Genomic DNA, 26,400 nt, shown 5'->3' with positions numbered 1-26,400 from the left:
GGCGTCCGCGTGCTAAAGTGGCGACGTGGCGTCGACGGCGAGCGCGGTCATTATTGGTGATGAAATCCTCAGCGGAAAATTTGCCGATGAGAATGGCCCATTTCTCGTCGCCGAGCTGCGCGCGCTAGGCGTAGACCTGCGCCGCATCACCGTGCTGCCGGATGTCGTCGGTGAGATCGCCGATGCCGTCGCCGCCGAGGCGGCCAAGCACACCTATGTTTTCACCTCTGGCGGGGTTGGGCCGACGCATGACGACGTCACCATGGCCGGGATCGCGCGGGCATTTGGCGTCGACGTGGTGCGCGACCCCACGTTAGAGCAGCTCGTCCGCCAGCATTGGGGCGAGCGCCTCGCAGCCGCCAATTTGCGTCTGGCCGAGGTGCCAAGCGGCACGACGCTGCTTACCAACGGCGACCCTGGCTGGCCGGTCATGCGGTTTCGCAATGTGTTTATTTTGCCCGGCGTGCCGTCGCTATTTCGGCGAAAGTTTGCGGCGCTGGCGCCCACCCTCGTCGGCGCGCCGATGTGCACCGAGCGTCTCATCGTTCGCTGCGATGAGGGGACGCTCGCAGATGACCTCACCGCCGTAGCCGCGGCATTCCCACACCTGCAGTTTGGCAGCTACCCGCGTTTTGATGAGGCATCGTTTCACGTCATCATTACGATTGAAGGCCGCGACCGCGCGGCGGTGGCGGCGTCACATGCCGAGCTGTGTCAGCGCCTGGGCCCGCACTTACAGAAATAGCCGGCGTGTGCTAGCGTGCGCCCCATGGCCGAGACCATTACGTCCGTACGCGGCATGAACGATCTGCTGCCAAGCGATACTCGCAAGTGGCATCGTCTTGAGGCGGTGTGTCGCGAGACGTTCGCGGCGTATGGCTATGGCGAGATTCGCACGCCGATCGTCGAGTCGACCGACCTCTTTGCCCGCGGCATCGGCGAGGCGACCGACATCGTCGAAAAAGAAATGTACACGTTTGCCGACCGCGGCGGGCGCAGCCTCACCATGCGCCCCGAGATGACAGCCGGCTGCGCGCGCGCCTACATTGAACATTCGCTGCACCACCACGAGCCGGTGACGCGGCTTTGGTATGAGGGCCCGATGTTTCGCTACGAGCGGATGCAGACCGGGCGTTATCGCCAGTTTTGGCAGATCGGCTGCGAGGTGTATGGCATCGCCGAGGCGGCGATCGACGCCGAGCAAATCGCGATGCTGCATCAAATGTTTTCGCGCGCGGGCCTGCGCGATGTCGAGGTCTTGGTCAACAGCGTCGGCACCGGCGAGGACCGCGCCGTCTACCGCGAGCAGCTGGTCGCCTATCTCACGCCGCGCGCTGAGGCGCTCTGCGGCGATTGCAAACGGCGCCTGCACACCAACCCGATGCGGGTGCTGGACTGCAAGGTGCCGGCGTGTCGCCCGATCATTGCGGAGGCGCCATTGCTGTCGGCGTCGCTAGGGGATGCCTCGAACGCGCACTTTGAGGAAGTGACAGCGCTGCTTTCCGCGCTCGCGATTCCGTTTCGTCGCGACGAGACCTTGGTGCGCGGCCTCGACTATTACACCGGCACCGTCTTCGAGATGAAGTGCTACCATCCCGAGCTCGGCGCGCAATCCACCGTCGCCGGCGGCGGGCGCTACAACACGCTGGTCGAAAGCCTCGGCGGCCCGGCAACGCCCGCCATGGGCTTTGCCTTTGGCGTCGAGCGTGCCATCTTGTGCATGGCCGACGCCCCCGGCGAGGCAACGCTTGACCTGTTCATTGCCAGCCTCGGCGATGCCGCGCGCAAACAAGCCATCGTGCTCGCGCATGCGCTGCGCCCGCTTGGCCTACGCATCGAAACCGAATTGCGCCAGGCCTCGGCCAAGGCGCAGTTCAAACGCGCCGACAAGCTTGGCGCCGCCGCGGTGCTAACGCTTGGCGATGACGAACTCGCCGCGGGCACCGCAACCGTTAAGCATCTACGCGAAAAACGCCAGGTGACCGTCTCGTTACTTGATCCAGCTGCGGCGGCCGCGGCGATCAAGCAGCTGCTCGCGGAATAAAGTCGCCTCGCACACTCAGCGGCCGAGGCGTATTGCGCCAAACAGCACCGCGGCGAGGCCGATAAGCAGCCACAGCGGCGATGGCGCGGCCTGGCGCGCGGCCAACGGCAACGCGCCGGCGGGGTGACCTTGCGACGCACGCGCTGCTGAGCCCGGTGCAGGCGACGCTCCACCGACCGCCCCGGTCGTCACACTGCCCTCGCCGACCCCAAGGTCGCGCAGCAGGCTCATGGTGGTTCGAGCGCGCGCCGCGCCATCGCCCTGCGGGACGAGGCCCCAGCGCACGCTCTCGATGATCGATCCATCTAGCTTCACCGCGGTGACCTCTATCATTTGCGGCACCACGTGCACCCGCAGGTAGTGGTGCACGCGCGCGTGATGTTTGACCGCCGCGACGTCGAGGTCATCAGGATTGCGCGACTTGCCATACAGCGGCGCGCCTGCGCCTCCGGTAACGAAATAGCGCACGCCGCCGGCCTCCGCGCGCGCATACACATGATCATGGCCTGAAAAGACCGCCTGGACGCCGTAGTGTTCAAACAGCGGCGCCCAGTGTTCGCGAATCGCCGCATGCCCGCCGTGCAGCGCGATGGAATAGACCGGGTGGTGCATGACCACAAACATCTGCTGCCTCAGCTTCGCGCCGGCGTGCAACGTATTGGTGAGCCACTCGGTTTGATCAGCATTGGCATACGTGTTGGAGTCAAGCACGATGAGCCGCAACGCGCCGCGGTCGACAAAGTAGTAGCGCTCGCCGTGCGGCCCCTTGTGGGGTTTAAAGGTATCGCGAAAATGTTCGACACGGCGTCCGCGCCCTTGTCGGTCGTGGTTGCCAATGGCGGCATACAGCGGCGCGCTGCCCATCAACGGTTGAATGAGCTTGCGAAAGGCCACCCATTCCTCGACATTGCCGCCGTCGTTCACATAGTCGCCGGTCGCAACCACAAAGTCCGGCGCCTCCTCAACCAGCGCCGCGATCACCCGGGCCGCCACGTCGAGATTGGTGCGCGCATCGCCAAAGACAACAAAATCGGTGGCCAGCGGATCGAGCGACGAGGGCTGCGTCGTCACCGCGGCAACCGACGGCAACCAGGGCTGGTCCGCGCGCGCGCCCGCAGCGCCCAGCCACAGGCCACACACCGCGATCGCCGCAAGCCGCCGGCTCATGCGCTACCCGCGAAACCTCTCGGCCTGCAAAAACCGAGCAAATCGCGCGCGCTCGCCTCATGGTAGCCCTTGTCGTAGAGGCGTTGCAGCGATTGCGAGATTTCAGGCGCGGCATGGCCAGCGAGCGACTGTAACAAGGCCTCCAGGCCGGTGGCAATTTTACTGCGGACCTTGCCGTAGTAAGCGGCCTGCAGCCGTTCGTGCTCTTCGGCGAAGACGACCTCGAAATTGGGCCGTTGGCCAGGGTGATCGACCGACCACGCTCCCACCTTGGTCACCAGCGCCTCGCGAAACCGCTTCACGTCGGCGGAGCTCTGCCCCAGGCTCTCCTCAACGCCTTCCATCAACCGAACATCGGGCGCCTCCATATTGCCCGTGCTGGCATTGCGCAGCTTTTCGCCGCGCACCCAATGCGTCACCTGCATCATGTAACGCTCGAAGATCTTGGCGTGCTCCGCATCGGCCACCAGCCCCAGCGCATCCTGCACGTCGCGCTCGACCAATTCGGCCAGGCGATCGCGCACGGCCTGCAACATGGCGACATGATCGTGAAAGCCGCCATCGGGTTCGAGCCGCAGGTATTCATACAGCGACGTCTGCTTGATGAGCTGCGCCAGCTCGTCGAGCACGACAAAGGGCGAGACATAGGAAAATTTCGTCGAGCTTGCGGCGGCCATTAAGATGGCGAGCATCTCGCGCGGCGACGCGCCGTATTTGCCTTCGTAATGCGGATACTCGTCAGACTCGGCAACGAGGTCGCGCGTGAGTTGCCGCAAGCGCTTGGCTGCCTCGCCGGCGACGCCAGCCGGCACCCGACCGTCGGCGTAGAGATCCGCCTTCGCCAGCGGGGTCAGCGTCCCGATGAGCTCGCGCGCCGCCTGTGGATAGTGCTCGAGCTGAGGCTTGCGCATGCGCGTTAGCACCGCAAACAACGCCAGGACGTAGTCCGTATGCGGCGCGACATGCCGGCTGCCCGCGGCCTCGCGCAGGCGTTGCTTGTAGAGCTGGCGTTCAAGCGACACCGAGAGCAAATACGGCGCGCGCACGAAGGCAAAGCGGCCGCGGAAGCTTTGGAAATCGGGATACTCCTTGAAGGCGGCGACATGCGTCTCGTTGCTGCTCGCCATATAAAGCACGTCGAGCGACAACGCCGAGTTGGCCAGGCTTACCGCGCCGCGCTCCACGGTCGTGAGCAAGTATTTGTAGGACTCAAGCGGGCGCTTGAGGAGGTCGTCGTATTCAATCAGCCCGCGATTGGCGTTGACCAGCTCGCCGCCGTATTCAAACAGCGCCAAGGTTTGCAGGCTCGCCGGCAGCGCGCCGGAGGCTGCGATCGGCGGTGACCTGGCGCTCGCTGGCATCGACCGACATTTGCGGCTCGACGGTGACGTAGCCCTGGCGAAAACGCTCGTCGATATAAAAGCGCTCGACCCGCACATGGCGCAGCACCCTCAGGTAGTCGCCGCCATAGCTCGCGAGCAGCGCGTCAAAGATGGCGCGATTCTTTGGCGACAGCGCGCCGTGCTCAAGCGTATCGGGCACCAGATGCGTGCCGGTGAGGCCGACGCGCTCCAAGGCCTCGGCCATAAACGTCCGGCGTTGCGCGGTTGGCAGCAAGAGCAGCGGATGATCGCGCAGCTCATCGCCCACCCGCGCGTCCACCTCATCATCGCTCGCCAGCGCAAAGCTCTCGAGCGATTCAAGCTCCGCCGCGCCGCCGAACCCAATCGACGACTTGCCCAGCTTCGTCTTGGGAAACACCCACGAGAAGCGATACATCGCGCCATCGGGCAAGGTGGCGTAGTGTTCCATGGCGCGGCCGATGGTCCGAATCAACGTCGATTTCGCCGATCCATTGGGGCCATGCAGCAGGATGACGTTGTTGACGTTACCCTGACGCACGCTGCTGGCGATGAGGCGGTAGACCGCCGCGGCGACACCCTCCTGCCCCACCAAGCGCTCCTCGCCGGTGGCATCCCATGGCGCGTCAAAGAGCTTGTAGCGCGTCTCGCTGCCGCGCGGCGTCGTCACCTCATACGTGCCGAAGTAGTCCAAGCAGTCGAGCACATAGCGCGCGGCATCGCGGATGTGGCGGGTCGGCTGCGACGACGCCAGGTCGAGATACGCGGCAAAGGTCAGCACCCGGCGCGTGTCGGCGAACTCCTCGCGCATGGAGTTGCCAACTTGCAGCAACCATGCGCCGGTCGCGTTATTGGACATAGGATAACGTTACGCTATTTCACATGTAGGTCTAGCGCGATCGCCTGCTTCTTCGGCATGCAGTTGGCGTCGTCGCACATCGCAAACTTGAGCAGGCCCTTGACCGCGTAATCGCCTTTCGCGGTTGCCGACATTTGCACACCAAACGTCAGCTCGTGATCGTTATCCACCAAGGCCGCGCTGCGCTCGATGCGCGCGGGTGAAAATGCGACGCCCGCGGTTGGATCGAGCTGCAGCGTTGCGGGGAATTCCTTGTTGATCTTGTAGCCCTTCCCGGGCAAGGCCGTCACCTTGGCGGTGACCGTGGCACCCGGTGCCGCATGCCCCGGATTGGTCAGGGAAATCGTAAACATCGGATCCGACGTAGCGACCGCAAGGCCGCTGCTGGGGAGCGTTGCCGTGCCCAGTGCGGGATCTGCGGCTGCGTGCGGAGGCGTGGTTGTCGGAAGCGCCGTAGGCAAGGCATCCGTGGTCGGTGCCGCGTTCGCAGCGGCCGGCATCGCAGTGGCGGCGGCGGCCGGCGCCCCCGGCACGGCGATGGTCGATGGCGCCTGCACCGCGGCCTGCGGCGCCGCTGGGGCGGGCTCCTGCTCTGCCTTTGCACACGCGGCGCCCAACACGACGGCAACGCCGACAAGTGCGCGCCCAGACCACATCGAACATTGCTTCACGGGCTTCATGGAAATAGTGTAGCGCTCCCCGCGCCCGTTGCCAAATGGTCGGGATGCGCCTTGGCCCTTAGCCTGAATCCTCGTACCATGAGGGCTACGTGCAAAAAGCGCAACAACTAGGGCGCTACCACCTGCTCGACCGTTTGGCGTACGGCGGCATGGCGGAGATATATCGCGCGCAGACCTTTGACGCTAAGGGACGGGTCCACTTCGTCGCGATCAAGCGCGTGCTGGCGCATCTTGCCGAGGACAACGACTTCATCCAGATGATGATCGATGAGGCCAGCATCGCCAGCAGCCTGCGCCATCCCAACATCGCGCGGGTCTATGAGTTTGCCCGCGCGGGCCACGAGTACTTCATCGCGATGGAACACGTCGACGGCAAGGACCTGCGCTCCACGCTTGAGCGCTGCCGCCAGACTAAGACCTATATGTCGCCCAAGCACGTCGCGTTTATCGCGGCCGAGGCGGCCGCCGCGCTGCACTCAGCCCACGCCGCCGTCGATGCGGCTGGCGAGCCCTTGCGCATCATTCACCGCGACGTGTCGCCTTCCAATATTTTGCTGTCGTACAGCGGCGACGTAAAACTCTGCGATTTTGGGATCGCCAAGGCCACGCTCTCAAAGGTGCAGACCAAGACCGGCGTCATCAAGGGCAAGGTAAAGTACATGAGCCCCGAGCAAGCGCTCGGACGCAAGCTGGATCATCGCAGCGATATTTTTTCGCTCGGTTCGGTCATTTACGAAATGCTGACGCGGGTGCCGCCGTTTGTCGCCTCCAGTGAAATGGGCCTCTTGCTCAAGGTGCGCGATGCGAAGTACCAGCCCATCTCAGAGGGGGCGCCGGCCGTGCCGCCTGAGCTGGAAGCCATCTGCGACAAGTGCCTCACCAGGGTGCGCGGCGAACGTTATCAGACCGCGGCCGAGCTTGAGGCCGACCTCCGCGCGTTCCTTCGCAAGTACGTGCCGGGATACAATCGCAGCCACTTGGCGCACTATATTCGCGGCACGTTTGCCGACGACATCGATCGCGAATTGCGCATGCTCGAGGAGTTCGTGCTCTCCGAAGAGGTCTCCGACGACGTCGGCGAAAACCTCATCGCGCAAGGCGGCGCGGTAGAGGAAGTCCCATTTGTACCTAAGCGGCAGCCTACCGCCGCGGCGGTCAGCGCACAGCGATCGGCTGCGCGCCACCCCAACACGATGCCCAAGCCGGTCGACTCGGCGATTCCGGAACACATCGATCGCGCCCCGACGCGGCCTGAGCCGATGAAATTCGACGCCATCAAGACCGCCATCGACGCCGAGCCGTTTGGCGCATCGGTGCTGCCGCTCCCGCGCGTTCCAGGGGCAGGCGCACCGACCGTGGCCGCGCCAGCCGTGCCGGCGCGCAAGGCCGCGCCAACGCGGCCGCCGGCACCACCCGCATCACATGCGCCGGCTACGAAAGTTGCACCGCCACCGGGTGGCCCTGGAGCGGCGCCCATCCCGCGCGCGACGCGGCAGCAAGAGCGCGAAAAAACCGTCGAGGGCGCGCCGCCGGTCCACGTCGAGCCGACGCTCATTATCGATCGCAACGCCGAGCGCCTGAAGTCGAATAAGAAATAGCGCGCCTTACGCCATTAGCGGACCGTGAGTTCAAGCGAGGTGAGTTCGTCGGCCGGGCGAAGTGTCCGTTTTTCGGACGTTTGCTGCCCTCCCAGCTCCGCCGTAACCACCACCTCGCCAGACGGCGCACCCCGCACCACGAAGGCGCCTTCGCTGGTGGTGATGGCCTCGGCCACGACGCCGTCAGCGGGGCGCGTCACGCGCACGCGTGCTTGGCTGAGCCGCCCGCCAAATCGATCGCGCACCACGCCCGAGACGAGCGCACCGCGCTCAAATTCGATGCGCAACTCGTGTAGCGCCGCATCAAGCACGATCTCGCGCCGAATCGATACGTAGCCGGGCACGTCGACCGCGAGTCGCCAATGCCCCGCGGCCGCGGCGCGAAACCGCAGCACGCCGGCGTCGTCGGCCGACGCGCGCATGGTGAGGTCGCGCATGGAAAGGGTTGCGGTCGCACCCGGCACCGGTACGCCGGTGTGGCGATCGAGGATGGTCGCGACCAGCGTGGAGCCAGCGCGGAGCACCAAGCGCTGCGGCAAGCCGGCATCGCCTCTGACCTTGAGCTCAAGCGGCAAAAAATCGCGATGCGTCACGCGCAACTCGTGGTCGCCTGGATCGATTGCCATCAGCTCGAAGGCCCCGCCGGCGCCCGTAATGGCGGTGCGGCCGGTCGCGCCAAGGGCGAGCTGGGCGCCTGCTACGGGTGCGCCCGCTTCATCAACGACCTCGCCGCGCAATTGCCCGAGCAGCCGGTGCAGGATAATCGTTTGTTGCTTGTGATCGCCTTCACCTAGCTCTAGCGCAACCTCCGCGTCCCCCGCAGTGGGCGAGGATGCGAGCAGGGTGCCTCGCCCCAGCAGGCGCGTGAGGGAAAATTCACCACGCGCATTTGTCACCGCGAAGGCGTCGGAAGCGCCCTGTTCGCTACCACCGCGATGCCATCGCACCACCGCGCCGGCGACGGGCGCCAGCGACGCATCTGTGACGCGGCCCCCGACCGATCCACCTTGGTGCAACGTAAGCCGCAGGGGTGCCGCGGCGCCCGCGTCGGTCAAGGTCATGGCATGCGGAACACTGTCGACATAATCGGCATGCGTTGCCACGATCTCCCACGCAACAGGCGCCAGACCTACGAGGCGTACCTCGCCGCCTGCATCGGTTACCTCGCCCTGCACGCCGCGCGCATCGGGCAATACTAGCCGTTGGTGGGTCATGTCGAGCGCTGGGCCGTCGGCGCCGTCGTTCATGGCCTGCGCAACGTAAACATGGCTAGGTCGCGCGACCGCGCCAAGAGGCGCTGCCGCCGACGCAGCGGGCACACGAGGAATCAGCGGCACTGGACCACTGGTCACGCCCAACTCCGCACGCGACTGTAACTGCAAGCCTGCGCCGCTGGTCCGTGATATCGCGGCGATGCTGCCCGCACCGCCCTCGCCCGCACGCTGCACCCATACCGTGGCGCCGGCCACCGGCCGCTGTGCACGATCTAGCACGCGCACCTCGAGCGTTTCACCGCGGCGCAGCGTCAAAGCAACGGGCGCACGCATGGCCGCCGCCTGCACCACCTCTTGTGGCGTGCTGGCGAGATAGGCTGTTGCCGCCGCGGATATTTGCCACCTCCCGTGCGGCACGCCTTCAAAACGAAACTGGCCCTCGCTATTTGCAACGGCCAAGCGGGCGGGCTCATCGTGCCCAACTGCCGTGATCAGCACGTGCGCTGCGAGACCCACCTGCGTCTGTGCATCGCGCACCGAGCCTACCAAAATGAAGGCAGGCTCGACGCTCAAGGTGAGGGCTTGCAGCGCCGCGCCGCCGCGATGCTCGACCAACCGCGAGCGCGCGACTAGATCGCCCGCATACGCGTAGATGCGATACGAACCCTGCGTGAGCCCAGCGAACGCAAAGTGGCCATCCGCATCGGCGACCACCGCAAATTCTTCAATGCCGTCACGCACCGCCCTCACCTGGGCGCCGCGCACCGGCGTTGTCCCATCGAGCACAACGCCGGCTAACCCGACCGCGCGCGAGGCGATGATGCGCAGCGCATCGGCGGGCCATGCCACCTCCGCGATCGTGGCCGCGAGCAGGCCTGGCCCGCGCACGTCAACGCGATACCGACCGGCCTCAAGCACGCCGCGCAACATGCCCTCGTCATCGCTCGCAACTACAAGCGCGCGATCGCCGTCGATTGACGTAAAGGTCACCTCGGCGGCAATGACCGGCTCGCCCGCGCCGTCGACGACGATGCCAAGCAACCCCTGCGCGGCGTCATGATCCTGTGGGTGCGGCATGCCAGGTGGCACGGGACCAGCGATGACGACGCGTACTGGCGGCGTCGGACCGCTACAGGCAACAACCAGACCGAGCAGCAGGGCGAGCGACCAGCGCCAAATCATTGCCAGCTTAGCGTCCGCGCGGACCTTCGTCGGTCGCAAGGCCGACGGTGACGTTGGGGGACAGCGTAAGCTCGTCGACCTGGCCGACGGTCTGGCCTTTGGAGTCAACCATCTCGACGTGCTTGAGCACGACAAATTCGACCTGGCCTTTGGCCGGTTGGCAGCTGGCGAGATAGCCACTCACGTGCGCACCGGTGTCGTAGTCGATGCGGATGCGATGGCTGAGCATATCGTGCAACTTTGAGTAGTCGGGCATAACGCCGGCGGGTATACCACGAGGCCATGGCGAGTTCTGCCGATCGCGTCGCAACCACGCTGTTTCTGGTGCGTCACGGCGAAGCCGATTCCAATCGCGAAAGCCGCTTTGGCGGGCACAGCCCGTCGCCGCTCACCGAGCGCGGCCGGGCGCAAGCCGCCGCCGTCGCGGCACGCTTGGCGGGCGTGGGCGCCAGCGCGCTGATCACCAGCGACGTCGTGCGCGCCGCGCAAACCGCTGAGGCGATTGCACAGGCCACGGGGCTGGCAGCAACGGCCACGCCACTTTGGCGCGAGCGCAGCGTTGGCATATTTGATGGTCTACGCTTTGACGAGGCTAAGGATCAGCATCCGACTCTGTGGGAAGCGTTCATGGCCGACCGGCATTTTTGCGTGCCGCCGGGCGGCGAGATCACGACCGCAATCTTCGCCCGCATCGGCGAGGGCCTGGCGCAGATCATCGCGAACCACCGAGGGCAGCGCGTCGTGGTGGTAAGCCACGGCATTGCCATCTTCAACGCGCTTTGCCACGTTGTCGGCGCCGGCGCGCCCACCGACCACACGCCGTTTTTCGCGCTCGTCGACAATGCGTCGATTACGACGATTGAACACGTCACCGAGTCCGCCACCGGACGGCAGCGTTTTTGGATCAAGAGCCTCAACGAGACCGCGCACCTGGCGGGCGTCGCGGGCTAGCCCGTTCGTGCCAATGCAAGCCCGCGGCCCTAGACGTTGTCGTCATGCGCGGCGAGCGCCTTCGCTTCTAAGTCGGCGTCGTCGAAGTCCGCGGCGACTTCTTGCTTGACCTCTTGCCAGATCTCAAGCGCGGACTGCGCGTCCTCGTCGCTCACCACAACTTGAACCCCGCCGATGGCGATCTGGATGTGCGGCAGCAGGCCAATGATATGCTCATTTTGGCGGTGCACCGCGATGCCCGCCTCTTCGAGCCGCGACAACAAGAACATGTAATGCGCGTCGGTGATGTGGCTAAACTGGGCAATGGTCTTCACGCCATTAGCCTAGCAGCGGCCAGAGGCAACCGGGGACGAGGCGCGCCACCGCCGTAGCCAGGCCAGTGGGCGGGCGGTGTCGCTTGGCCCCAGGTCGCGCGTCAAAGGGGGCTCATCTGCTTATAAGTATTACATGTTTTCGTTTAACTAAGGCTAACTAGCTAAACCTTAGCCGCGCGCTCGCCGCGACTGCATTGGCATGCGCCTTGCACTTAGGTCCTGCCATGAAGAAAGCCCTAACCATTCGTTTAGCCTCTCTATGTCTCGCTGCCGTGGCGCCAACCGCATTGGGATGCCTGGCCCCCGATGCCGGGTCGGGCGATGAGCTGCCCGACGGCTTTTCCATTTACGAAGGCAGCGTCGATAAATCAGCGGCAATTCGCGGCTGGCTGCGTGCCGATGCGTTAACCAACGACTTTACGCTTTACGCGTTTAGCGCCTTTGATTGTCCGGGGGCTTCGCGTGGTACGTCGTGTCGCCTTGGCAAGGTTGCGCTCAGCGAGGAGATGCAGCCATACGCAGCCGAGATCGTGCAACGCATCGGTGACGACTCGATCGTATTGGACGTGGTGGTGTCGAGCGGCGTGTCAACCTCCGAAGGGGTGCTCAACTTCGAGAGGCCATCGATTGTAATTACCAATGCGTACCGAGGCATGTTCGCCGGCGGGGCACCAAAGCTCGAGCAATGGCTGGGGCAACCTGATGTTTGGATCGCGCACGGGGTAGCCTCGCGAGGCACAGATGATCATTTCTTCATCAATGGCAGCCGGGTTAAGTGCGAGGGTACGCCGCGCAACGGTTACATCATCGATGACTATGGAGACTGGGAGAGAGCACAGCGGGTGCTGGCAGGTGCATTTGCCCTCGAAACGGCCCCTACCGAGATCCTTGCCACATTCACCCCTTCTTATTGGATAGGCAGGTGCGTAATTAGCCCTGATCAAGTTTATTCGCCAATTAGCGACGTGGTCATCGGCTCGCTGTAGCGAAACCAGCGGTTAGAGCTTGGTGTTACACACCAGCATGACGTCGGTTGACGGCACGTCGACGACGGCCTGCCCAACTAGGTCGCCGGGGATTTTTGCTGATGGCGTCGCTGTGGTTGTCGACGCCCGCCTGCACCACGCCGCGCGCCGCTTTGCTGCCCCGCGGCCGTTGATGACGCACGCGTGCGCGGCTGATTCGCGACAAAACGGGTGTTCGGCGCCTGGCCCGCGCTTGTTGAGAAAGCGTATGCGCGATTCATCGAGGAGCATGGCAAGGCTGAACATGATGAGAACATAGGCCTTGCTCATCGCTTTATCCTCGGCGCCAAAGCATTCATTTCGGGCAACGATAGCGCGTACAAAAAAATGGAGTCCGACCTCTCATCGGTGGCGGGGAGACACCTCGGCCTCGAAGCCCGCGAACACCAGGGGCAGCCAACGCTTGCGATGCTGAAGCAAAACCGAGTCATAGCGGTATGGCGCAGCCCAGGATTCGCAGACGATCGAAAAGATAAATTCTACACACGTCATGCCTATGCAATCCTGGGAACGCATTGGGTTGCCGATGCGTACGGCGCGCCCGATCGAACCAAGAGCATCGTGTCGCTGTACAACCCGCATGGCACCAGCCACACCCAAACGGTGTCCGAGTTTATGCAATCTTGGAATCAGTACGCGCTGGCAGATGATTAGCGTTCCGCAGCGATGCGGCTTGCCCGTTCAACCGGTCATGGGGCTCCGGCCCCCTTGGCCAAGGCGCCCCGCACGCCTAAACATTATCATCATGCGCGGCGAGCGCCTGCGCTTCTAAGTCGGCGTCGTCGAAGTGCGCGGCGACTTCTTGCCTGACCTCTTGCCAGATTTCAAGTGCGGCCTGCGCGTCCTCGTCGCTCACCACAACTTGAACCCCGCCGATGGCGATCTGAATGTGTGGCACAAGGCCGATGATGTGCTCATTTTGCCGGTGCACCGCGATGCCCGCCTCCTCGAGGCGCGATAACAAGAACATGTAGTGCGCGTCGGTGATGTGGCTAAACTGGGCGATGGTCTTCACATGGATAGCCTACCAGCACCAGCACAGCGCGCATCCTATTTCTCGCGGCGGCCTGCACCCCTGACCTATGCCGCCGCCATCACGACCGCCTAATTGGATTGGCAGTCGAAGATTATTGGCTAGACTCTCTACCGCGTGCCGATGGAGATCACGGAAACCTTAGATCCCAACACGCGACGAGCGTGGCGCGCGTGGCTTGCGGCCAACCACGCGTCGGCGCGAGCGATCTGGTTGCTCTTGCGGCCCGGCAGGCCTGACACCATCACGTACCTCGATGCCGTTGAAGAGGCGATTTGCTTTGGCTGGATCGATAGCACCGCCAAGCGCCACGACGATGCAACCGCGCAACGCTTTACGCCGCGCAAGGTGCGCAGCCATTGGACCGAGCTCAATAAGGCGCGTGCGCGCCGCATGATCGCCGCAGGCCTCATGAGCGACGCGGGGCGCCAAACCTTGCCTGATCTAAGCCAGGCGGCAGAGGTCAGCGTGCCAGATGACATTCGCGAACGGCTCATGGCCGAGCCAGGCGCGTGGACGAACTTCCTCGCCTTTCCAAGCCAATACCAGCGTGTGCGGCTTGGCTATATTGAAGAGATGCGCACGCGCGACCCACGCGAGTGGGAGAAGCGGCTCGCCAACTTTGTCGCCAAGACCAAGCAAAACGCGCAATTTGGCAACTGGGACGACGCCCGGCTTCCTCGCACCGAACCCTAAGTCGCGGCTTAGCTACGGGTACTCAATAAGGTAAGCGGCCACCGCCTCGTAGAACTCGCGGACCAGTTTCTCGTGAAAGGGCACGTAAAAATAATCGTCGCGGAATTCCGAATCGCTCTTAAAGCGAGTCTCGTGTTTTATGTGTGCGCCGGCGCCTCGATCGGAAACCGTGACGCGTTGAATGCCCTGGGTCTTATTCTGGGTGACGTAGGAAAACGCGAACCGACCCGCAGCGGCGTCCATCTCGACGATTTCGAAGGCTACGGGGAGGTAGATGAGCGGCGCGATCCGCAGCCGCAAAACAAACACCATGCCCGTCGCAATGCGCGGGGGTGCCTCGCCCGGCTGCGACAAGACGCCGGTCTGCCGATTAAAGCCGAGGCGATACTCGCTGCTGCTCGCCCAAAGGGCTTCGGGCGACATCGTCGCGAGGGCCTCAATGAACTCGCTGGCGCGAAACGGCAAATCTGTTTCGTAGACGTGCTCATTGAAGCCTTCGGTAGTCGAGAAATCGCGGTGGCCGGCGGCGAGCTCATAGAGCCGTGGATTGGCGGTCACGAACTTGCGCACGGCGCGGCCCAAGGTCGTGGAGATCTTGCACGCCTCATTGCGCGCGGCGGCATCGGGGGTTGCGGCATCGACGCACAGCACGCGCGGGACGCTGGCACTTTTGGCTTCGTCATCTGAGCCATAGGCGTCGCTATCAAGAACGGGCCCGGCGTCCTCTTGGATGTCCAAGCACGACGCCAAGATCGAAAACGCCAAACACAGCCCTAGCCTCATAGGAGATAACATTTGCAAGCCAGGTGCCAGCCGTACCCCAGGCGCACACCCCGACGCGAGGCGTGCGCCCGCGGTAGCGTGCCCAGGACCCCGTCCCCGAGATGACCAGGCGAGGTCTCAATACCCCAGCTGCGGCAGCCTCGGCGGCTGGCGCAGCGACGTCGCCTGAAACGAATGCCCGCCAGCCTCCGCGCGTTGGCGGCGGCGCCACCCGCGTGATAGCGTCGCGCCATGCCGGTCTTCCACGTGTCCGAAACTATTGTTATTGCCGCCCCGCTCGCCAAGGTTCGCGCCACCATCTTAGATGCCAAGCAGTGGGGGCCGTGGTCGCCGTGGGTAGTGGCCGAGCCAGATTGCGCGATGACCTATGACACCGACGGCGCCAGCTACGGCTGGGAGGGCAAGATCATGGGCAGCGGCCGCATGGAGTTGGCCGCGCAGCGCGACGACGGCCTTGACTACAACCTAACCTTCCTAAAACCGTTTAAGTCTCACAATAAATCATCCTTTCATTTTGAGACGGTGCCAGAGGGCACAAGGGTCACGTGGCGCATGGAGGGCTCGCTGCCGTTTTTTATGTTCTTTTTAAAGAAGATGTTGGCGGCCTTTGTCGGCGCAGATTTTCGCCGCGGCTTGGCGCGCATGAAAGACTACATTGAGGCCGGCTCCGTGCCCTCCAAGCTCGCCTTTGCCGGCGTCGGCGAGGGCCTGCGCACGCCGTATATTGGCATCACGGCGCGCTCGCCCATCGCGGCGATCGGGCCGGCTATTAGCGCGCAGTTTGAAAGCCTCGCGACCTGGATGAAGGCGCATGACGTTGCGGCGGCTGGCGCGCCCCTGACCATCTATCACAAGTTCCACATCGTCGCGCAGGAGACAGATTACACGGCGGCCATCCCAGTCGCGTCGGTGCCCGCGTCGCTGCCGCCCGAGTTCACGAGCGGCACGCTCGATGTGCCGCGCTCCTACAAGATCGTTCACACCGGCGTGTATCGCCATCTCGCGTCGGCATGGGCCGCGGCGATGATGCATCAAAATGCCAAGCAGTTTAGACCCAACAAGGGGCTGCCTGGGTTTGAGCGCTATTTGACCGATCCGAGCGCCGTGGCCGATGCGGCGGCCGTCGTAGAGGTTCATCTGCCGGCGGTCTAAGGCCGCCAAATCTCGCGATGAATCGCCCACCGCTCGTGGTCCTGCCATTCATCGTTGATCTTGAGATATTTGGGCGAATAGCCTTCTTTGATGAAGCCGCATCGTTTGACCAGCGCGACCGAGCGCGCATTGGGCGAATAGAAGCTCAAGGTAAGCCCCGATTCCGCGTTGGGGCTTGTTGGCCCCTTAACCTCGCTGAAGAGACATCGAGTCCGCCAGTTTCCACATAGATATGCGGATGGCCTATGTCTTGCACATCATGCACCCATGGCATTCCCGCGCCCACGTACGGCGTTCTCACTCATTTGCGTGCTCGCAAGCACCGCCGTTTCGGCGTCCTCAATTGAGGCTGGTTTTGCGTCGAACACCGCCGCGCACCCGGCTAAAACGGTGCAAAGCGCGCCCCAGCGCAAAGGAGATGCGTCCAAGGCCGCCATCGCACGCGCGCGCCGCGAGCGCAAGAGCGCCCTGACTCAACTCAAAGTCGCCAAGGAGACCGGACGCGTCTCGGTCGATAGTAGCCTAACGGCGAACCTCACCACCGCGCCTGACGCACGCGGCATCGAGTCAGATATTTGGGCATCCGAAGATGGAACAGGCGGCATAACGTCGAGCCATACCTTGCGTCCTGGTTACGCAGAATCAAAGGACAGCACCGTTTGGCGGGCCGACAAACCAACCGGGAAGCTCGGGCGCCTCACGCGGAGCACCAGGTATACCGACTTGCTGAAAACCAACGATAGCAGCGATGCGGGCTATCACATCCGAACGCGCATCTTCCACCGCGAGACCGACGCGATTGTAACGCCAAGCGGTCGTATCAAAAGCCTCAGCGAAACCAGCGTATCATTGAGAACAAGTATCGGCGCGGCTGGCTCACCCGAGGAAACCCAAGGCGAACTCTTTGCCGCCAGAGTCGAAGACAACGGCACGTCCCGCAGCACGTTCGTGCTAGAGCCTCTCCGCTCTGTGTTTTCGTCTGGGGTGCAATTGACAATCTACATCTACCAAGCCGGGGACAAAAATAGCCCCGTAAAAAATACAGTGGTCAATACGGGCTACCTCAAATCGGAGGCGCTCATGGTCGAGCACCATCGGCCCTTCCTCGAAACCGCCTTTCGCTATCTGGAGCGCACAGGCAGGTCCGTCGCGGCACGCGCGGCCACCGCGACGCTAAAGCAGCTGCTCGACGCCCCGGCTAAATAGGTCCTGCGCGCGCCAAGACAGACCGGGCATCGCGTACGTTTACTTGCTCGGGAAATGCTCAACGTGCGCCTCACCGCGCCTGCCAAAATATTGCACATGCCGGCCCGCGATCCACACCATGTAGCCCATGCAGCCCGCGTGCATCGTGCGCTCCACAAACTCGGGGTACTTGACCTCTCCGCTTTGGGCGCCCCGAATCGCAGCCTGCACGCTCGCGGCATCGAACGCTTCTGCAACAGGCACCGCGGGAGCGGGCAGCGTTACGCGGACCACTTGGCCGGTCGCCAAATAGTACGTCGTCGCCTTACCGCGATAGTCCGCATAGTAGGCCTCAACGCCGCGTGCCGCTAAGGTTTGCACGACCTCACCAAACGACATGGTGCCCGCATGCGCGCGGTGGGCGCATTGCTCAATCGTGGCTGCGGTTTCTTGGTTTGCGTCAATCATCTCCCGCTCCTTGCAGTCAATTTGGACAGCATGCTGCCCCACGTCCTAAAGGCTACCGACCCATGCTGACAACCCACGGTCTACCAATCAAATTCGAACTCCGCTTTGTAAACCGAGGGGAACTCATTTATGGGGTAGATTTCGGGCTTATAAAACAGGCGTGCAATTTCCTTCGACTTTTGTTCGGTGAATATGAAGTACCCCTTGTAGCAAAATTCACTCAAAGCAAACAGCTCCTTCCCTGGCGCCTTAAGCGCGAGATTTGAGTACAAGTAAGCATGGCTGTTCTTATCAAGTGACTTAACTCTGCGTCTCCCCTTCGTGGGAAAATTGAAGAGCGCATCATCGAATTTTCCGATCCTTACTGCATAGTAAGCCTTCACTCCGAGAAGTTCCGCGCCCTTGTCGGAGACCACCTTAAGCCGGGCGCTTTCATAAGCAGATTTGAAACCGTTGCCATCTAAGAACTGTAAAAACAAATCGGAAACCACCAGGATGTCGCTGTTGAAGCTTAAACAATCAAAACTCAACTTTCGGTGTTTCTTGACGACATAAATCAACCGCGAAGGCAGTCTGTCCTTCGCCGACTTGGGTGGAAACCCGCTTTTTATAAAGTCATAGTCCATCCAATCGTAGGCCATGCCTTCGAGGTCTTTGCTGGGATCGAATTTTTCAACTAAAAAATGTTCCAGTATATTGGGCATGCCCTTGGCGCTGATTCTCGCGGTTGGAAACCAAATGAATAGCTCGCTCATGGAAGGTCAAACAGTAGGTCGAAATGGGTAAGGTTCGCAAGCCGGCTCGTTTTCATCGCGGCACCGTGCTATGACACTGGGCTGAGCCATGAGTGAACCAATGCAGACGCCAAAATCAAATATCGAGTGGCAAGCCTACGGCAGGCTGAACTACGGCGCTTCCAACGAACTCGAATTGGGCCTGCGCGAATGGGCCATGCTGCGCGAGCACCTGCGGCAATACGGCTTTGAGCGCGAAGGCGTCTGTGTGGAAATTGGCTGTGGTGGCGGGCGCCTCACCAACGCGCTAGCGCAGCACATGACCCACGTCCATAGCCTCGATGTTTCCGAGGATCGATTGCAGCGCGCGGCCACCTTGCCGTGTGCGCACAAATGCAGTTTTCATTTGGTAAGCGAGCCCGTCATCCCCTTGCCCGCCGCCTCGTGTGACCTGGCCATCACGACACATGTCTTGCAGCACATCCAAGAAAAAGCAGTTAGCGATGCCTATTTTCGGGAAATGTTCCGCGTCCTAAACGCGGGCGGCGTGATGCTGGTCCACATCCCGGTCATCGGCGCCCACGGCACAACCGGCAGCCTGCGCGAGCTGATCTTTCGCGGGGCGAAAGAATCGGCCAAAGAGGTGGTGCTCACGTTTACCCGCGGCCTAATGGCGATGGGCGTGCATAAGCTGCCGTGGAAAATCGACAAGTATCGTTACTTCGAGTTTACCGAGACGGCAAAGTTTCTCGAGGGTCTCGGCTTTATCGACATTGAGCTGCGCATCCTGCCGTGGGACGGCTATCACAGCTACGTTTTCGCGCGCAAGCCGGCCTAACCCAGACGCCCGCGCGTGCTTGATATGAAATAACGCCAGGCCGGAGCGCGCTCGATAGTAAAATTCTTAACATTTGAGCGCAGTTGCGGTGCTCACTGCAGTTGCCAGCGTTGCCAGCAGCTGTTGCCACTTGGCTCCAGCGCAATTGTCGGCCATCCGACGCTCTCGATCACAAGTCATACATGTTTGCGTCGCGCTAAGGCTAACTAGCTGTTCCTTAGCTGCGCGCTCGCAGCCCCGAAGTTGGCCGCCGCCTTGCAATAGGCCCAGCCATGAAGAAGTTATCAAACATCGGTTTTACCTCCCTATGTCTCGCGGCCTTAGTGCCCTCCGCCTTAGGATGTATGTCGCCCGACGCGGAGTCAGGCGACGCACTGCCCGGTGGCTTTTCCGTTTACGAAGGCAGCCTCGACAAGGCTGGCGCAATTCGCGGATGGCTACGGGCCGATGCCGCCACGAACCAGGTCACGTTGCATGCGTTTGGCGACTTCGATTGTCCCGCGAGCGGACGCGGCAAATCGTGCCTGGTCGGCGACGTCGCGCTGAGCCCCGAGATGGCGCCATACGCCGCGGAGATTTTGCAGCGAATCGGCGATGCCTCGATCATCTTTGATGTTGTCGTCGCCAATGGCCTATCGACCACAGACGAAGAGCTTGCGGTCGCGAAACCATCGGTCGTGCTCACCAATGCCTACCGAGCCATGATAGCTGACGGCGCGAAGGCGTTCGAGGAAGTCGCTGCCAACCCCAACGTCAATGTCGGGCACGGCATGGCTACGCGTGGCGCGGATGGCCTTTTCTATATCAATGACCAACGCATTGACTGCGTTTCCGAGCCATATGGTGGCTACGCCGTCGATCACGCCGACAATTGGTGGAATGGTCAGGTCGCTTTGGCGAGCGCATTTGCCCTCGAAGCTGCCCCGACCCAGATGCTCGCTACGATCACGGCGAGCTACTGGCGCACCCTATGCGTTATCGGGGTCGCGCAAGTGTATGCCCCCATTAGCGATGTCGTCGTTGGCTCGCTCTAGGTATGTTTAGCAGGCGTTAGAGCTTGGTGGAAAACACCAGCTTGACGTCGGTCGACGGCACGTCGACGACCGCCTGCCCGACGAGGTCGCCGGGGTTCTTGCTGATGGCGTCGCTGTCGTTGTCGACGCGCGCTTGCACCACGACGCGCGCAGGGAAATGCGTGCCCGCGACCATGGCCTTGGCTTCGTTGAGATCGAAATCGATAGGCCACGAGTCGATCGTCAGGCGGTCGACCGCAATCGGCGGCCCGGCGACGGCCTGCCCGTTGGCATCGGCGGCGCGAAGCGAGAGAAAAATCACCGCGCCGGGCGGCACCGCGTCTTTAAGCGCCGCGCTAAGTGATAGCGTGCCGCGCACATATTTGGTGGCGTCGATGGCGCGGTTTGGGTCGGGCGGCGGCATGCCGAGGGCGCCGACGTCAACGCCTCCCGCGCCCCCGCCGGACAAGCTTGGCGCGCCAGGAATGCCGGCGTGCGGATCACCGGCCGGCATGCCGCCGATGGCGGCGCCCGCCGCGGGCGCTTGCCACTGCGTCGCCGGCGGCAGGCCAGTCTTGGCTTCTTTATCTTTGCAGGATACCGAGGCGACGCCAGCGCCCGCCACGAGGAGCCCGATGGTCAAATGGTTAGATCGCAGCTTCATGCGCGAACTATAGCATCCGCGCCGTAATCGACACGGTCGCGATCGCGCCTTTCCCCAGCTCCTCGCCGATCCACGCCTTGTAGGCCGCCCGCGCCGCATCGCTTGGCGCGTCGACGACGCAGATTTGGTGCTTGTTCATCGGCGCGGCGGCGAGCGTGACGGGCACTTGATGAAGCCGGCCGCGGCGAAACACCGTGGCCGTTACTATGTCGCCCGGTTGGCGGCCCATGAGCTGCGCGCGCACGTCGGCGTCGGCCTGGGCGCGCACGCCATCGAGCGCCACCCATTCATCGCCAGGCGAAAGGCCAGCGCGCGCCGCGGGCGTGTCGTCGAGCACGGTGCCGATGCGGCCGCTGCCGGTGACGCCAAGCCAAACCGCGGGCCCGGCGTCGCCATTTTCTGAGCGCGTCGCGACAAGCGCGAGGCCGACGCGTGCAAGCAGCTCGCCGAGAGGCGGATCTTGGGTGCCGCGCACATAGCGGGCAAAAAATGGCTCCAGATCCAGTCCGGACACCTCCGAAAACAACGGCGCCAACTCCTCGGGATGCGGCGTGCCCGTTTGCCCATAGCGCAGCCATAGCGCTCGCATGATGTCATCGAGCGATTTGGCCCCGTTGGTTTCCAGGCGCACGTGCAAATCGAGCGCAAACATCACCAGGCCGCCCTTTAAGTAGTAGCTGACCGTGGTGTTGACGTTAGACTCGTCGGGCTTATAAAGCTTGATCCACGCGTCAAACGACGACTGCTCAAGGCTCTGCTGCGCGCGCCCCGGCGTGTGCAACAGGCGCGTCCAATCGTCGAGCACTTTTTCGAAATAGCTGCCCGCGGAAATAGTCTTAGCCTCCAGCAGGCTCCACCGATCGTAGTGGCTGGTAATGCCCTCCATCACCCATAGGCATTTGGTGTACGCCTCCTTGGTGTAGTCAAAATGTAGCAACGCCGCCGGCGCGATGCGCTTGCCGTTGTAAGCGTGGAAAAACTCGTGCGACAGCAGCTCGAGCAACCCTTCGTAGGGCTTGCGCGCCGAGAAGGCATTCGCGCCGTAAATATTGATCGACGAATTGCGGTGTTCGAGGCCGCCGTAGCCGTCGGCAACGAACATCACGACAAAGGCGTAACGCGTAAAGGGAAAGCCTCCGAAGCGCTTACCGTGCGCGTGCAAAATGGCCTGCAAGTCGCGGCACAGCGTCGCGACGTCGTAGGTACCGCGGGCGGGCACCTCGCCCCATAGCGCCAAATCAAACGTAACGCCATCGACATAGAATTCGTGGATGGTTTGCTGACCCAGGTGCAGCGGCGCGTCGTAGAGTTCGTCGATGTTGGCGGCGTCAAAGGCAAATTGGCCGCGCTCGCCGCGCACCGGCTGGCCAACGACCAGGCTCCACGCGACGTCGCAGGTCACGGCGACGGTGACCGCGGCCTCGCGGGCAGCGGGGACGTAGAGAAACGTCGCGGGTCCGTGCAAAAACGCATGCGTGACGTCGATGTGATTGGTGCGCACGGTTAGATCGTGGCCGTAAACGGTGTAGCGCACGGTGGTGGTGCCGGCACCGCGCGCAATGCGCCAGGTTTGCTTGTCGAGCTTGGTGATGGGCAGCGACGCGCCCGTACTGTCCACGGCGACAAGGTCACGCACCCAGCGCGCATAATCGCGAACCAGATACGACCCCGGGCACCACGCGGGCATCGCGACGTCGACAGTGTCGCCGGGCGCGACGCTCGCAGGAATATCGAGTTCTAGTTGCGCGGTATGCGCCTGCGGCTGCAGCACCGAAACGCGAAAGGCCAAGGTCCCCATCTAAATATTGTCCGGGCAATGCGCGGTGACGACAAGCGTGGCCTGGGGCGCAATGCGCACCGGCGGCAGTTCGATAAGCCGGGGCCGAGCTACGGCGAGGTGCAAGTGACTGTTTTATGGTTGCCCGGCGGGCGCAGGCGGTCTAGAACGACGCTGACGCCCATTTACCATGTCTGCCTCCCTCGCCAAACGCCGCTCGCAACGCGCCAATCGCCATGGCGACGATCGCACCGCGGCGCTGCTGGCGGACGAGCGCGGCACGCTGTTTAAGGAGGCGCCGTATCGCGTCGCGTTGGTGTATCCAAGCCCCTACAACGCCGCGATGTCGTCGCTGGGTTATCAGGTTATCTACAAGCGCATCCACGACATGCCGCAGTGGGCCGCGGATCGCGCGATGTTGCCGCCACCTGCCGACCGCGTGGCGATGGATGCGCCGTTTGCTACGCTAGAGCGTGGCGACGACGTTGGCTCGTATCCGGTGCTCGCGTTTTCGGTGGCCTACGAGCTGGAAATCGCCGGCATGCTCGAATGCATGGAGCGCGCCCGCGTGCCGCTGCTCGCAAATGACCGCGACGACCGCCATCCGCTTATTATTTGCGGTGGGCCGTTAACGTTTTCCAACCCTGCCCCGCTGCAGCATTTTGCCGATGCCATCATCATGGGCGAAGGCGAAGAGCTCATCGCCACCGTGCTCGAGCTTGCCAGCGCGTCGTCCTTTGCCCGCAGCAAGTTCATCCCGGAGGTTGCCAAGCTGCCGGGCGTTTATGTGCCGTCGGTGCACGGCGAGACCATCCCCGCCGTGGCGCAGGTTGCCGACGCTTTGTTACCGGCGCGCTCGGTGATCATGACGCCACATGCCGAGCTATCGAATATGTTTCTTACCGAGGCGGCGCGCGGTTGTTCACGCGGCTGCACCTATTGCGTTATGCGACGCACCACCAACGGCGGCATGCGCGCGGTGGACGTCGCGACGATCTTGGACGCGATTCCCGCCGATGCAAAACGCGTCGGCTTGGTCGGCGCCGCGGTGACCGACCATCCCGACATTATGGAAATTGTCGCCGGCGTGGTGCGCGGCGGCGATCGCGAAATTGGCATCTCGAGCCTACGCGCTGACAAGCTCACCAGCGAATTCGTCGGCTATCTCGCCAAAGGCGGCTATCGCACGCTCACCGTGGCCGCCGACGGCGCGAGCGAGCGCATGCGACGCGTCATCGAGCGTTCGACCAAGGAGGCGCATTTGCTGAGCAGCGCGCGCTATGCCGCGGAACACCGGCTCAAGACCACCAAGATCTACATGATGGTTGGCGTGCCCGAGGAGACCGACGACGATATCGACGAGCTGGTGCGCTTTTCCGCCGAGCTCGCCGCGGCACATGCGTCGATCGCCTATGGCATCGCGCCGTTCGTCGCCAAGCGAAATACGCCGCTCGACGGCACCGACTTCGCGGGCATCGACGTCGTCACTGCGAGGCTGGCGCGCTTGCAAAACGGCATCCGCGCCGCGGGCCTCACCGAGCAAGTCGAGATTCGATCGACGTCGGCAAAATGGGCGTGGGTCGAATATATGTTGGCGCAGGGCGACCACACCGCCGGCCTCGCCGTGCTCGACGCCTATCGAAATGGGGGCACGTTTGCGGCGTACAAGCAGGCGTTCCTAAAACACGGCACCACGCCGACGGGTCCGCGCGCCCGCGTGCTCTCGGGCCGCGAACAAATCGCCGCCCACAAGCGCCGGCTTGCCGTGCTCACGTAAGAGGTCAAGTTTACCAGCGCAGTGCGGTTGGTGGGGCCTAGTAGTCCCACGATCGCTGAGCGTGCGTTACTGCTACTGCTGAAGGTAGCCGGCCAGGCGTTCCTTGAGCGCCGCGGGAATATCGCGGGCGCGCATGATAAACGGCAACGCTTGCATGAGCGTGTTGCCCGGCTTGAGCACAAGTTCCGACAGCGTAACCTCCCCTTGCGGATCCGCGAGGCGGGTAGCGAGTTCGATAGACGAACCCGAGGCGGCATCTCTTATTAGGTGGCCCCTCAGTGTTTGCTTGCCGTTCGTTTTGTGGATGACTACATCGTAGGTGAAGGCGCCGTCCAGCTTGGCCTTATACTCGGACTCTTCGACGAGACCTTCCGCGGTTTTCCGGATGTCGTGGATAACCGTACGCTCTTGCTTGCGCGTAGCGCGCTTGGTTTGCAAATTAACGGTTCTCGTCGCACCGTTGGGCGTAAAATCGAGAATCCTTGTCGCTTCGACGGAAATTTTTTCATCGACCGGTGATTCGGTGGCCATACCGGTGCGCTTGCCCGTGCGCTTATTTGAGGCTTCAAATGTCTTCGTGGTGGAAGCAGAGAAGTCACCATTTTCCCAGATCCCAAAAAGGAGCCATCTCGCCTTAGCGCCCGTGCGCGGATTGACAACGATTTGTTCGGCATGACCGTCGCTTACTTGCGTCCAGGTGGTGCCGGGGAGGCCAGCGCCGAGGTCTTCACTGCGGTGCATGGTTCCCTCGTTGGCGCCAGAGATGAGGCGCGGCATAGCGCGCGGGGCGGCCACGGCTTTTTGCCACCGCCGCTGGGACGGCGATACCCGTGGCTTTGACGTAACGACGGCGCCTCGATCGGCAACGGCAGACCCCGCTTGGCCGAGGGTCACAAGCCCCCAACAAATAGGTAAGGCCGCGAAAGCCATTAGAAACCTGGACATGGCAAGACTAAAATGCAAAGCGCGAGCCAATAAAAGCGCTGACGATATGCGACGTCTTATGGTAGCTAGCCAGACTTATTCGTCGGTTACGAAAAAGGGTGCATATGGCGAGAAGTGAAATTGTTTGGATCATCTCTGTTGGCATCAGCGCAGCGGCAGCGTGCAAGGCGCCTGTGGAAAAGCCTCCTGCTGTCGAGGCGTCTGCGCCAGTCGCAGTTGCACCTGCTCCGCAACCCACCGCGCAACCGAGCGCGCAGGTGCTAGCGCCCGCGGAACCCGCCCGCAGCGTAACGCCTCGAGCCGCTAGCGGTACGGTCGCCAAGTTTTCCAAGCAAGTTGGAGATTGTGAGCTCAGAGGTACCTACGATGCCGGCCGCTACACTGAGGCCGAACTGCTCGCCACGGCGGAGCTGCTCGACGGTTCGTTCGGCGGCTTCTATGTCAATTCAAGCGGTATCCCTGATCCTGCGATGGCGGCCAAGCAGGCCGCTGATTTGGCGCACCTAAATGGCCTGCTCATCGTGGCCGAGCCCGCCTGGGAACAGCGTCGCGCCGACGTCATAACGTGGGTAAAACGGCATCAGCAACTCGAGCAATCAGTTGTCACGGCGCACCAAAATCCCGCGCAGCTAGCGGCCTCACCGTTTTATGGGGCGTGCCGTGACCTTGCGGATGGGCTCATGTCAAAAACACCCGATGGCGTCGTGGCGGCCTGGCGCGTGCTTGCAACGGCGGAGGCGGCCAGGCCTGGTGCGGCGCCGTCATGGGCAGAGAAACTTGCCAGCGGCGTCGACGCTGAGGCCGCGCGCGCCGACCTGGCAGGCTATGGCTGGAACAATTGTGCCAACCTCCAAATCCAGGAGCTGCCCGACGCCACCGAGAAGTTTTTCGACCTCTTCATTACCCACAAGTACGACTGTTCGGCGAACGAATAGCGGGT

At 62.8% G+C, this 26,400-nt stretch carries 28 protein-coding genes and 1 pseudogene; 13 read left to right on the top strand and 16 right to left on the bottom strand.

Features of this window, described 5'->3' with window-relative positions:
* The first annotated feature begins 25 nt into the window (after positions 1-25).
* Both IPL79_03660 and IPL79_03655 read left to right on the top strand, forming a co-directional pair.
* Positions 26-745: a competence/damage-inducible protein A gene (locus IPL79_03660; protein ID MBK9070091.1), complete on the top strand. Its 720-nt coding sequence runs from the start codon at positions 26-28 to the stop codon at positions 743-745.
* A 24-nt stretch (positions 746-769) separates the two neighbouring features.
* Positions 770-2,044, top strand: a complete 1,275-nt coding sequence (locus tag IPL79_03655; protein MBK9070090.1) for a histidine--tRNA ligase — start codon at positions 770-772, stop codon at positions 2,042-2,044.
* Between the two features lie 15 nt (positions 2,045-2,059).
* On the opposite strand, the gene IPL79_03650 is transcribed toward IPL79_03655, so the two are convergent.
* Genes IPL79_03650 through IPL79_03635 form a run of 4 tightly spaced genes read right to left on the bottom strand, consistent with a single transcriptional unit; the run spans position 2,060 to position 6,111 of the window.
* Complete coding sequence (locus IPL79_03650) at positions 2,060-3,211, bottom strand: metallophosphoesterase (protein ID MBK9070089.1); 1,152 nt, start codon at positions 3,209-3,211, stop codon at positions 2,060-2,062.
* Positions 3,208-4,572 carry a hypothetical protein gene (locus tag IPL79_03645; protein MBK9070088.1) on the bottom strand — a complete coding sequence of 455 codons (1,365 nt, stop codon included), beginning with the start codon at positions 4,570-4,572 and terminating at the stop codon, positions 3,208-3,210. Before IPL79_03645 ends, IPL79_03650 begins: the two co-directional genes overlap by 4 nt.
* Positions 4,493-5,431, bottom strand: coding sequence for a hypothetical protein (locus IPL79_03640; GenBank protein ID MBK9070087.1), 939 nt, complete (start codon positions 5,429-5,431; stop codon positions 4,493-4,495). Before IPL79_03640 ends, IPL79_03645 begins: the two co-directional genes overlap by 80 nt.
* 14 nt (positions 5,432-5,445) lie before the next feature.
* Positions 5,446-6,111 (bottom strand): hypothetical protein, encoded by a 666-nt coding sequence (locus IPL79_03635; protein MBK9070086.1) that lies wholly within the window; start codon positions 6,109-6,111, stop codon positions 5,446-5,448.
* 89 nt (positions 6,112-6,200) lie between these two features.
* Between IPL79_03635 and IPL79_03630 the strand changes: the two genes are divergently transcribed.
* Positions 6,201-7,709, top strand: coding sequence for a serine/threonine protein kinase (locus tag IPL79_03630; protein MBK9070085.1), 1,509 nt, complete (start codon positions 6,201-6,203; stop codon positions 7,707-7,709).
* Positions 7,710-7,723: 14 nt separating this feature from the next.
* Here IPL79_03630 and IPL79_03625 read toward each other — a convergent pair whose 3' ends face one another.
* Positions 7,724-10,105 carry a carboxypeptidase regulatory-like domain-containing protein gene (locus tag IPL79_03625; GenBank protein ID MBK9070084.1) on the bottom strand — a complete coding sequence of 794 codons (2,382 nt, stop codon included), beginning with the start codon at positions 10,103-10,105 and terminating at the stop codon, positions 7,724-7,726.
* Positions 10,106-10,112: 7 nt separating this feature from the next.
* Positions 10,113-10,361, bottom strand: coding sequence for a hypothetical protein (locus IPL79_03620; protein ID MBK9070083.1), 249 nt, complete (start codon positions 10,359-10,361; stop codon positions 10,113-10,115).
* A 26-nt stretch (positions 10,362-10,387) separates the two neighbouring features.
* Here IPL79_03620 and IPL79_03615 point away from each other — a divergent pair, with 26 nt between their 5' ends.
* The gene (locus IPL79_03615) at positions 10,388-11,056 is read left to right on the top strand and encodes a histidine phosphatase family protein (GenBank protein ID MBK9070082.1); all 669 of its coding nucleotides are present in this window, start codon (positions 10,388-10,390) and stop codon (positions 11,054-11,056) included.
* A 29-nt stretch (positions 11,057-11,085) separates the two neighbouring features.
* On the opposite strand, the gene IPL79_03610 is transcribed toward IPL79_03615, so the two are convergent.
* Positions 11,086-11,370 (bottom strand): DUF2007 domain-containing protein, encoded by a 285-nt coding sequence (locus IPL79_03610; protein ID MBK9070081.1) that lies wholly within the window; start codon positions 11,368-11,370, stop codon positions 11,086-11,088.
* A 224-nt stretch (positions 11,371-11,594) separates the two neighbouring features.
* On the opposite strand from IPL79_03610, the gene IPL79_03605 reads away from it, so the two are divergent.
* Positions 11,595-12,356, top strand: a complete 762-nt coding sequence (locus IPL79_03605; protein MBK9070080.1) for a hypothetical protein — start codon at positions 11,595-11,597, stop codon at positions 12,354-12,356.
* 12 nt (positions 12,357-12,368) lie between these two features.
* On the opposite strand, the gene IPL79_03600 is transcribed toward IPL79_03605, so the two are convergent.
* The gene (locus IPL79_03600) at positions 12,369-12,665 is read right to left on the bottom strand and encodes a hypothetical protein (protein ID MBK9070079.1); all 297 of its coding nucleotides are present in this window, start codon (positions 12,663-12,665) and stop codon (positions 12,369-12,371) included.
* Here IPL79_03600 and IPL79_03595 point away from each other — a divergent pair.
* Entirely contained in the window at positions 12,567-13,049 is a 483-nt protein-coding gene (locus tag IPL79_03595; GenBank protein MBK9070078.1) for a hypothetical protein, read from the top strand. The two genes, IPL79_03600 and IPL79_03595, sit on opposite strands and share 99 nt — an antisense overlap.
* Before the next feature lie 76 nt (positions 13,050-13,125).
* Here IPL79_03595 and IPL79_03590 read toward each other — a convergent pair whose 3' ends face one another.
* Positions 13,126-13,410, bottom strand: coding sequence for a DUF2007 domain-containing protein (locus tag IPL79_03590; GenBank protein MBK9070077.1), 285 nt, complete (start codon positions 13,408-13,410; stop codon positions 13,126-13,128).
* Positions 13,411-13,551: 141 nt separating this feature from the next.
* Between IPL79_03590 and IPL79_03585 the strand changes: the two genes are divergently transcribed.
* Positions 13,552-14,124, top strand: coding sequence for a YdeI/OmpD-associated family protein (locus tag IPL79_03585; GenBank protein ID MBK9070076.1), 573 nt, complete (start codon positions 13,552-13,554; stop codon positions 14,122-14,124).
* A gap of 12 nt (positions 14,125-14,136) precedes the next feature.
* On the opposite strand, the gene IPL79_03580 is transcribed toward IPL79_03585, so the two are convergent.
* On the bottom strand, positions 14,137-14,907 hold the full coding sequence (locus IPL79_03580; GenBank protein MBK9070075.1) for a hypothetical protein: 771 nt from the start codon (positions 14,905-14,907) through the stop codon (positions 14,137-14,139).
* A 231-nt stretch (positions 14,908-15,138) separates the two neighbouring features.
* On the opposite strand from IPL79_03580, the gene IPL79_03575 reads away from it, so the two are divergent.
* Positions 15,139-16,059 carry an SRPBCC family protein gene (locus IPL79_03575; protein MBK9070074.1) on the top strand — a complete coding sequence of 307 codons (921 nt, stop codon included), beginning with the start codon at positions 15,139-15,141 and terminating at the stop codon, positions 16,057-16,059.
* On the opposite strand, the pseudogene IPL79_03570 reads toward IPL79_03575, so the two are convergent.
* Positions 16,056-16,190: pseudogene (locus tag IPL79_03570) on the bottom strand (N-acetyltransferase). The gene IPL79_03575 and the pseudogene IPL79_03570 sit on opposite strands and share 4 nt — an antisense overlap.
* A gap of 136 nt (positions 16,191-16,326) precedes the next feature.
* On the opposite strand from IPL79_03570, the gene IPL79_03565 reads away from it, so the two are divergent.
* Entirely contained in the window at positions 16,327-17,265 is a 939-nt protein-coding gene (locus IPL79_03565; GenBank protein ID MBK9070073.1) for a hypothetical protein, read from the top strand.
* Between the two features lie 39 nt (positions 17,266-17,304).
* Here IPL79_03565 and IPL79_03560 read toward each other — a convergent pair whose 3' ends face one another.
* Together IPL79_03560 and IPL79_03555 are read right to left on the bottom strand one after the other, a co-directional pair.
* Positions 17,305-17,712, bottom strand: a complete 408-nt coding sequence (locus tag IPL79_03560) for a DUF1398 family protein (GenBank protein ID MBK9070072.1) — start codon at positions 17,710-17,712, stop codon at positions 17,305-17,307.
* A gap of 80 nt (positions 17,713-17,792) precedes the next feature.
* Positions 17,793-18,467 (bottom strand): hypothetical protein, encoded by a 675-nt coding sequence (locus tag IPL79_03555; GenBank protein ID MBK9070071.1) that lies wholly within the window; start codon positions 18,465-18,467, stop codon positions 17,793-17,795.
* Positions 18,468-18,555: 88 nt separating this feature from the next.
* Between IPL79_03555 and IPL79_03550 the strand changes: the two genes are divergently transcribed.
* Both IPL79_03550 and IPL79_03545 read left to right on the top strand, forming a co-directional pair.
* Positions 18,556-19,284: a class I SAM-dependent methyltransferase gene (locus tag IPL79_03550; protein ID MBK9070070.1), complete on the top strand. Its 729-nt coding sequence runs from the start codon at positions 18,556-18,558 to the stop codon at positions 19,282-19,284.
* A gap of 272 nt (positions 19,285-19,556) precedes the next feature.
* A complete protein-coding gene (locus tag IPL79_03545; GenBank protein MBK9070069.1) occupies positions 19,557-20,318 on the top strand; it encodes a hypothetical protein in 762 nt (253 codons plus the stop codon).
* A gap of 16 nt (positions 20,319-20,334) precedes the next feature.
* Here IPL79_03545 and IPL79_03540 read toward each other — a convergent pair whose 3' ends face one another.
* On the bottom strand, positions 20,335-20,961 hold the full coding sequence (locus IPL79_03540; protein ID MBK9070068.1) for a hypothetical protein: 627 nt from the start codon (positions 20,959-20,961) through the stop codon (positions 20,335-20,337).
* Between the two features lie 7 nt (positions 20,962-20,968).
* A complete protein-coding gene (locus IPL79_03535; protein MBK9070067.1) occupies positions 20,969-22,759 on the bottom strand; it encodes a M61 family metallopeptidase in 1,791 nt (596 codons plus the stop codon).
* A 169-nt stretch (positions 22,760-22,928) separates the two neighbouring features.
* On the opposite strand from IPL79_03535, the gene IPL79_03530 reads away from it, so the two are divergent.
* Complete coding sequence (locus IPL79_03530; protein MBK9070066.1) at positions 22,929-24,515, top strand: radical SAM protein; 1,587 nt, start codon at positions 22,929-22,931, stop codon at positions 24,513-24,515.
* A gap of 72 nt (positions 24,516-24,587) precedes the next feature.
* Here the strand turns inward: IPL79_03530 and IPL79_03525 are convergent, their stop codons facing one another.
* Positions 24,588-25,256 (bottom strand): hypothetical protein, encoded by a 669-nt coding sequence (locus tag IPL79_03525; GenBank protein MBK9070065.1) that lies wholly within the window; start codon positions 25,254-25,256, stop codon positions 24,588-24,590.
* Between the two features lie 308 nt (positions 25,257-25,564).
* Here IPL79_03525 and IPL79_03520 point away from each other — a divergent pair, with 308 nt between their 5' ends.
* The gene (locus IPL79_03520) at positions 25,565-26,395 is read left to right on the top strand and encodes a hypothetical protein (protein MBK9070064.1); all 831 of its coding nucleotides are present in this window, start codon (positions 25,565-25,567) and stop codon (positions 26,393-26,395) included.
* The last annotated feature ends 5 nt before the right edge of the window (positions 26,396-26,400 follow it).

Source organism: Myxococcales bacterium (assembly GCA_016716835.1).
Lineage (GTDB): Bacteria > Myxococcota_A > Polyangia > Haliangiales > Haliangiaceae > JADJUW01.
Note: the sequence above shows the minus strand (reverse complement) of the source record. Positions and strands in the feature narration are given on the sequence as shown.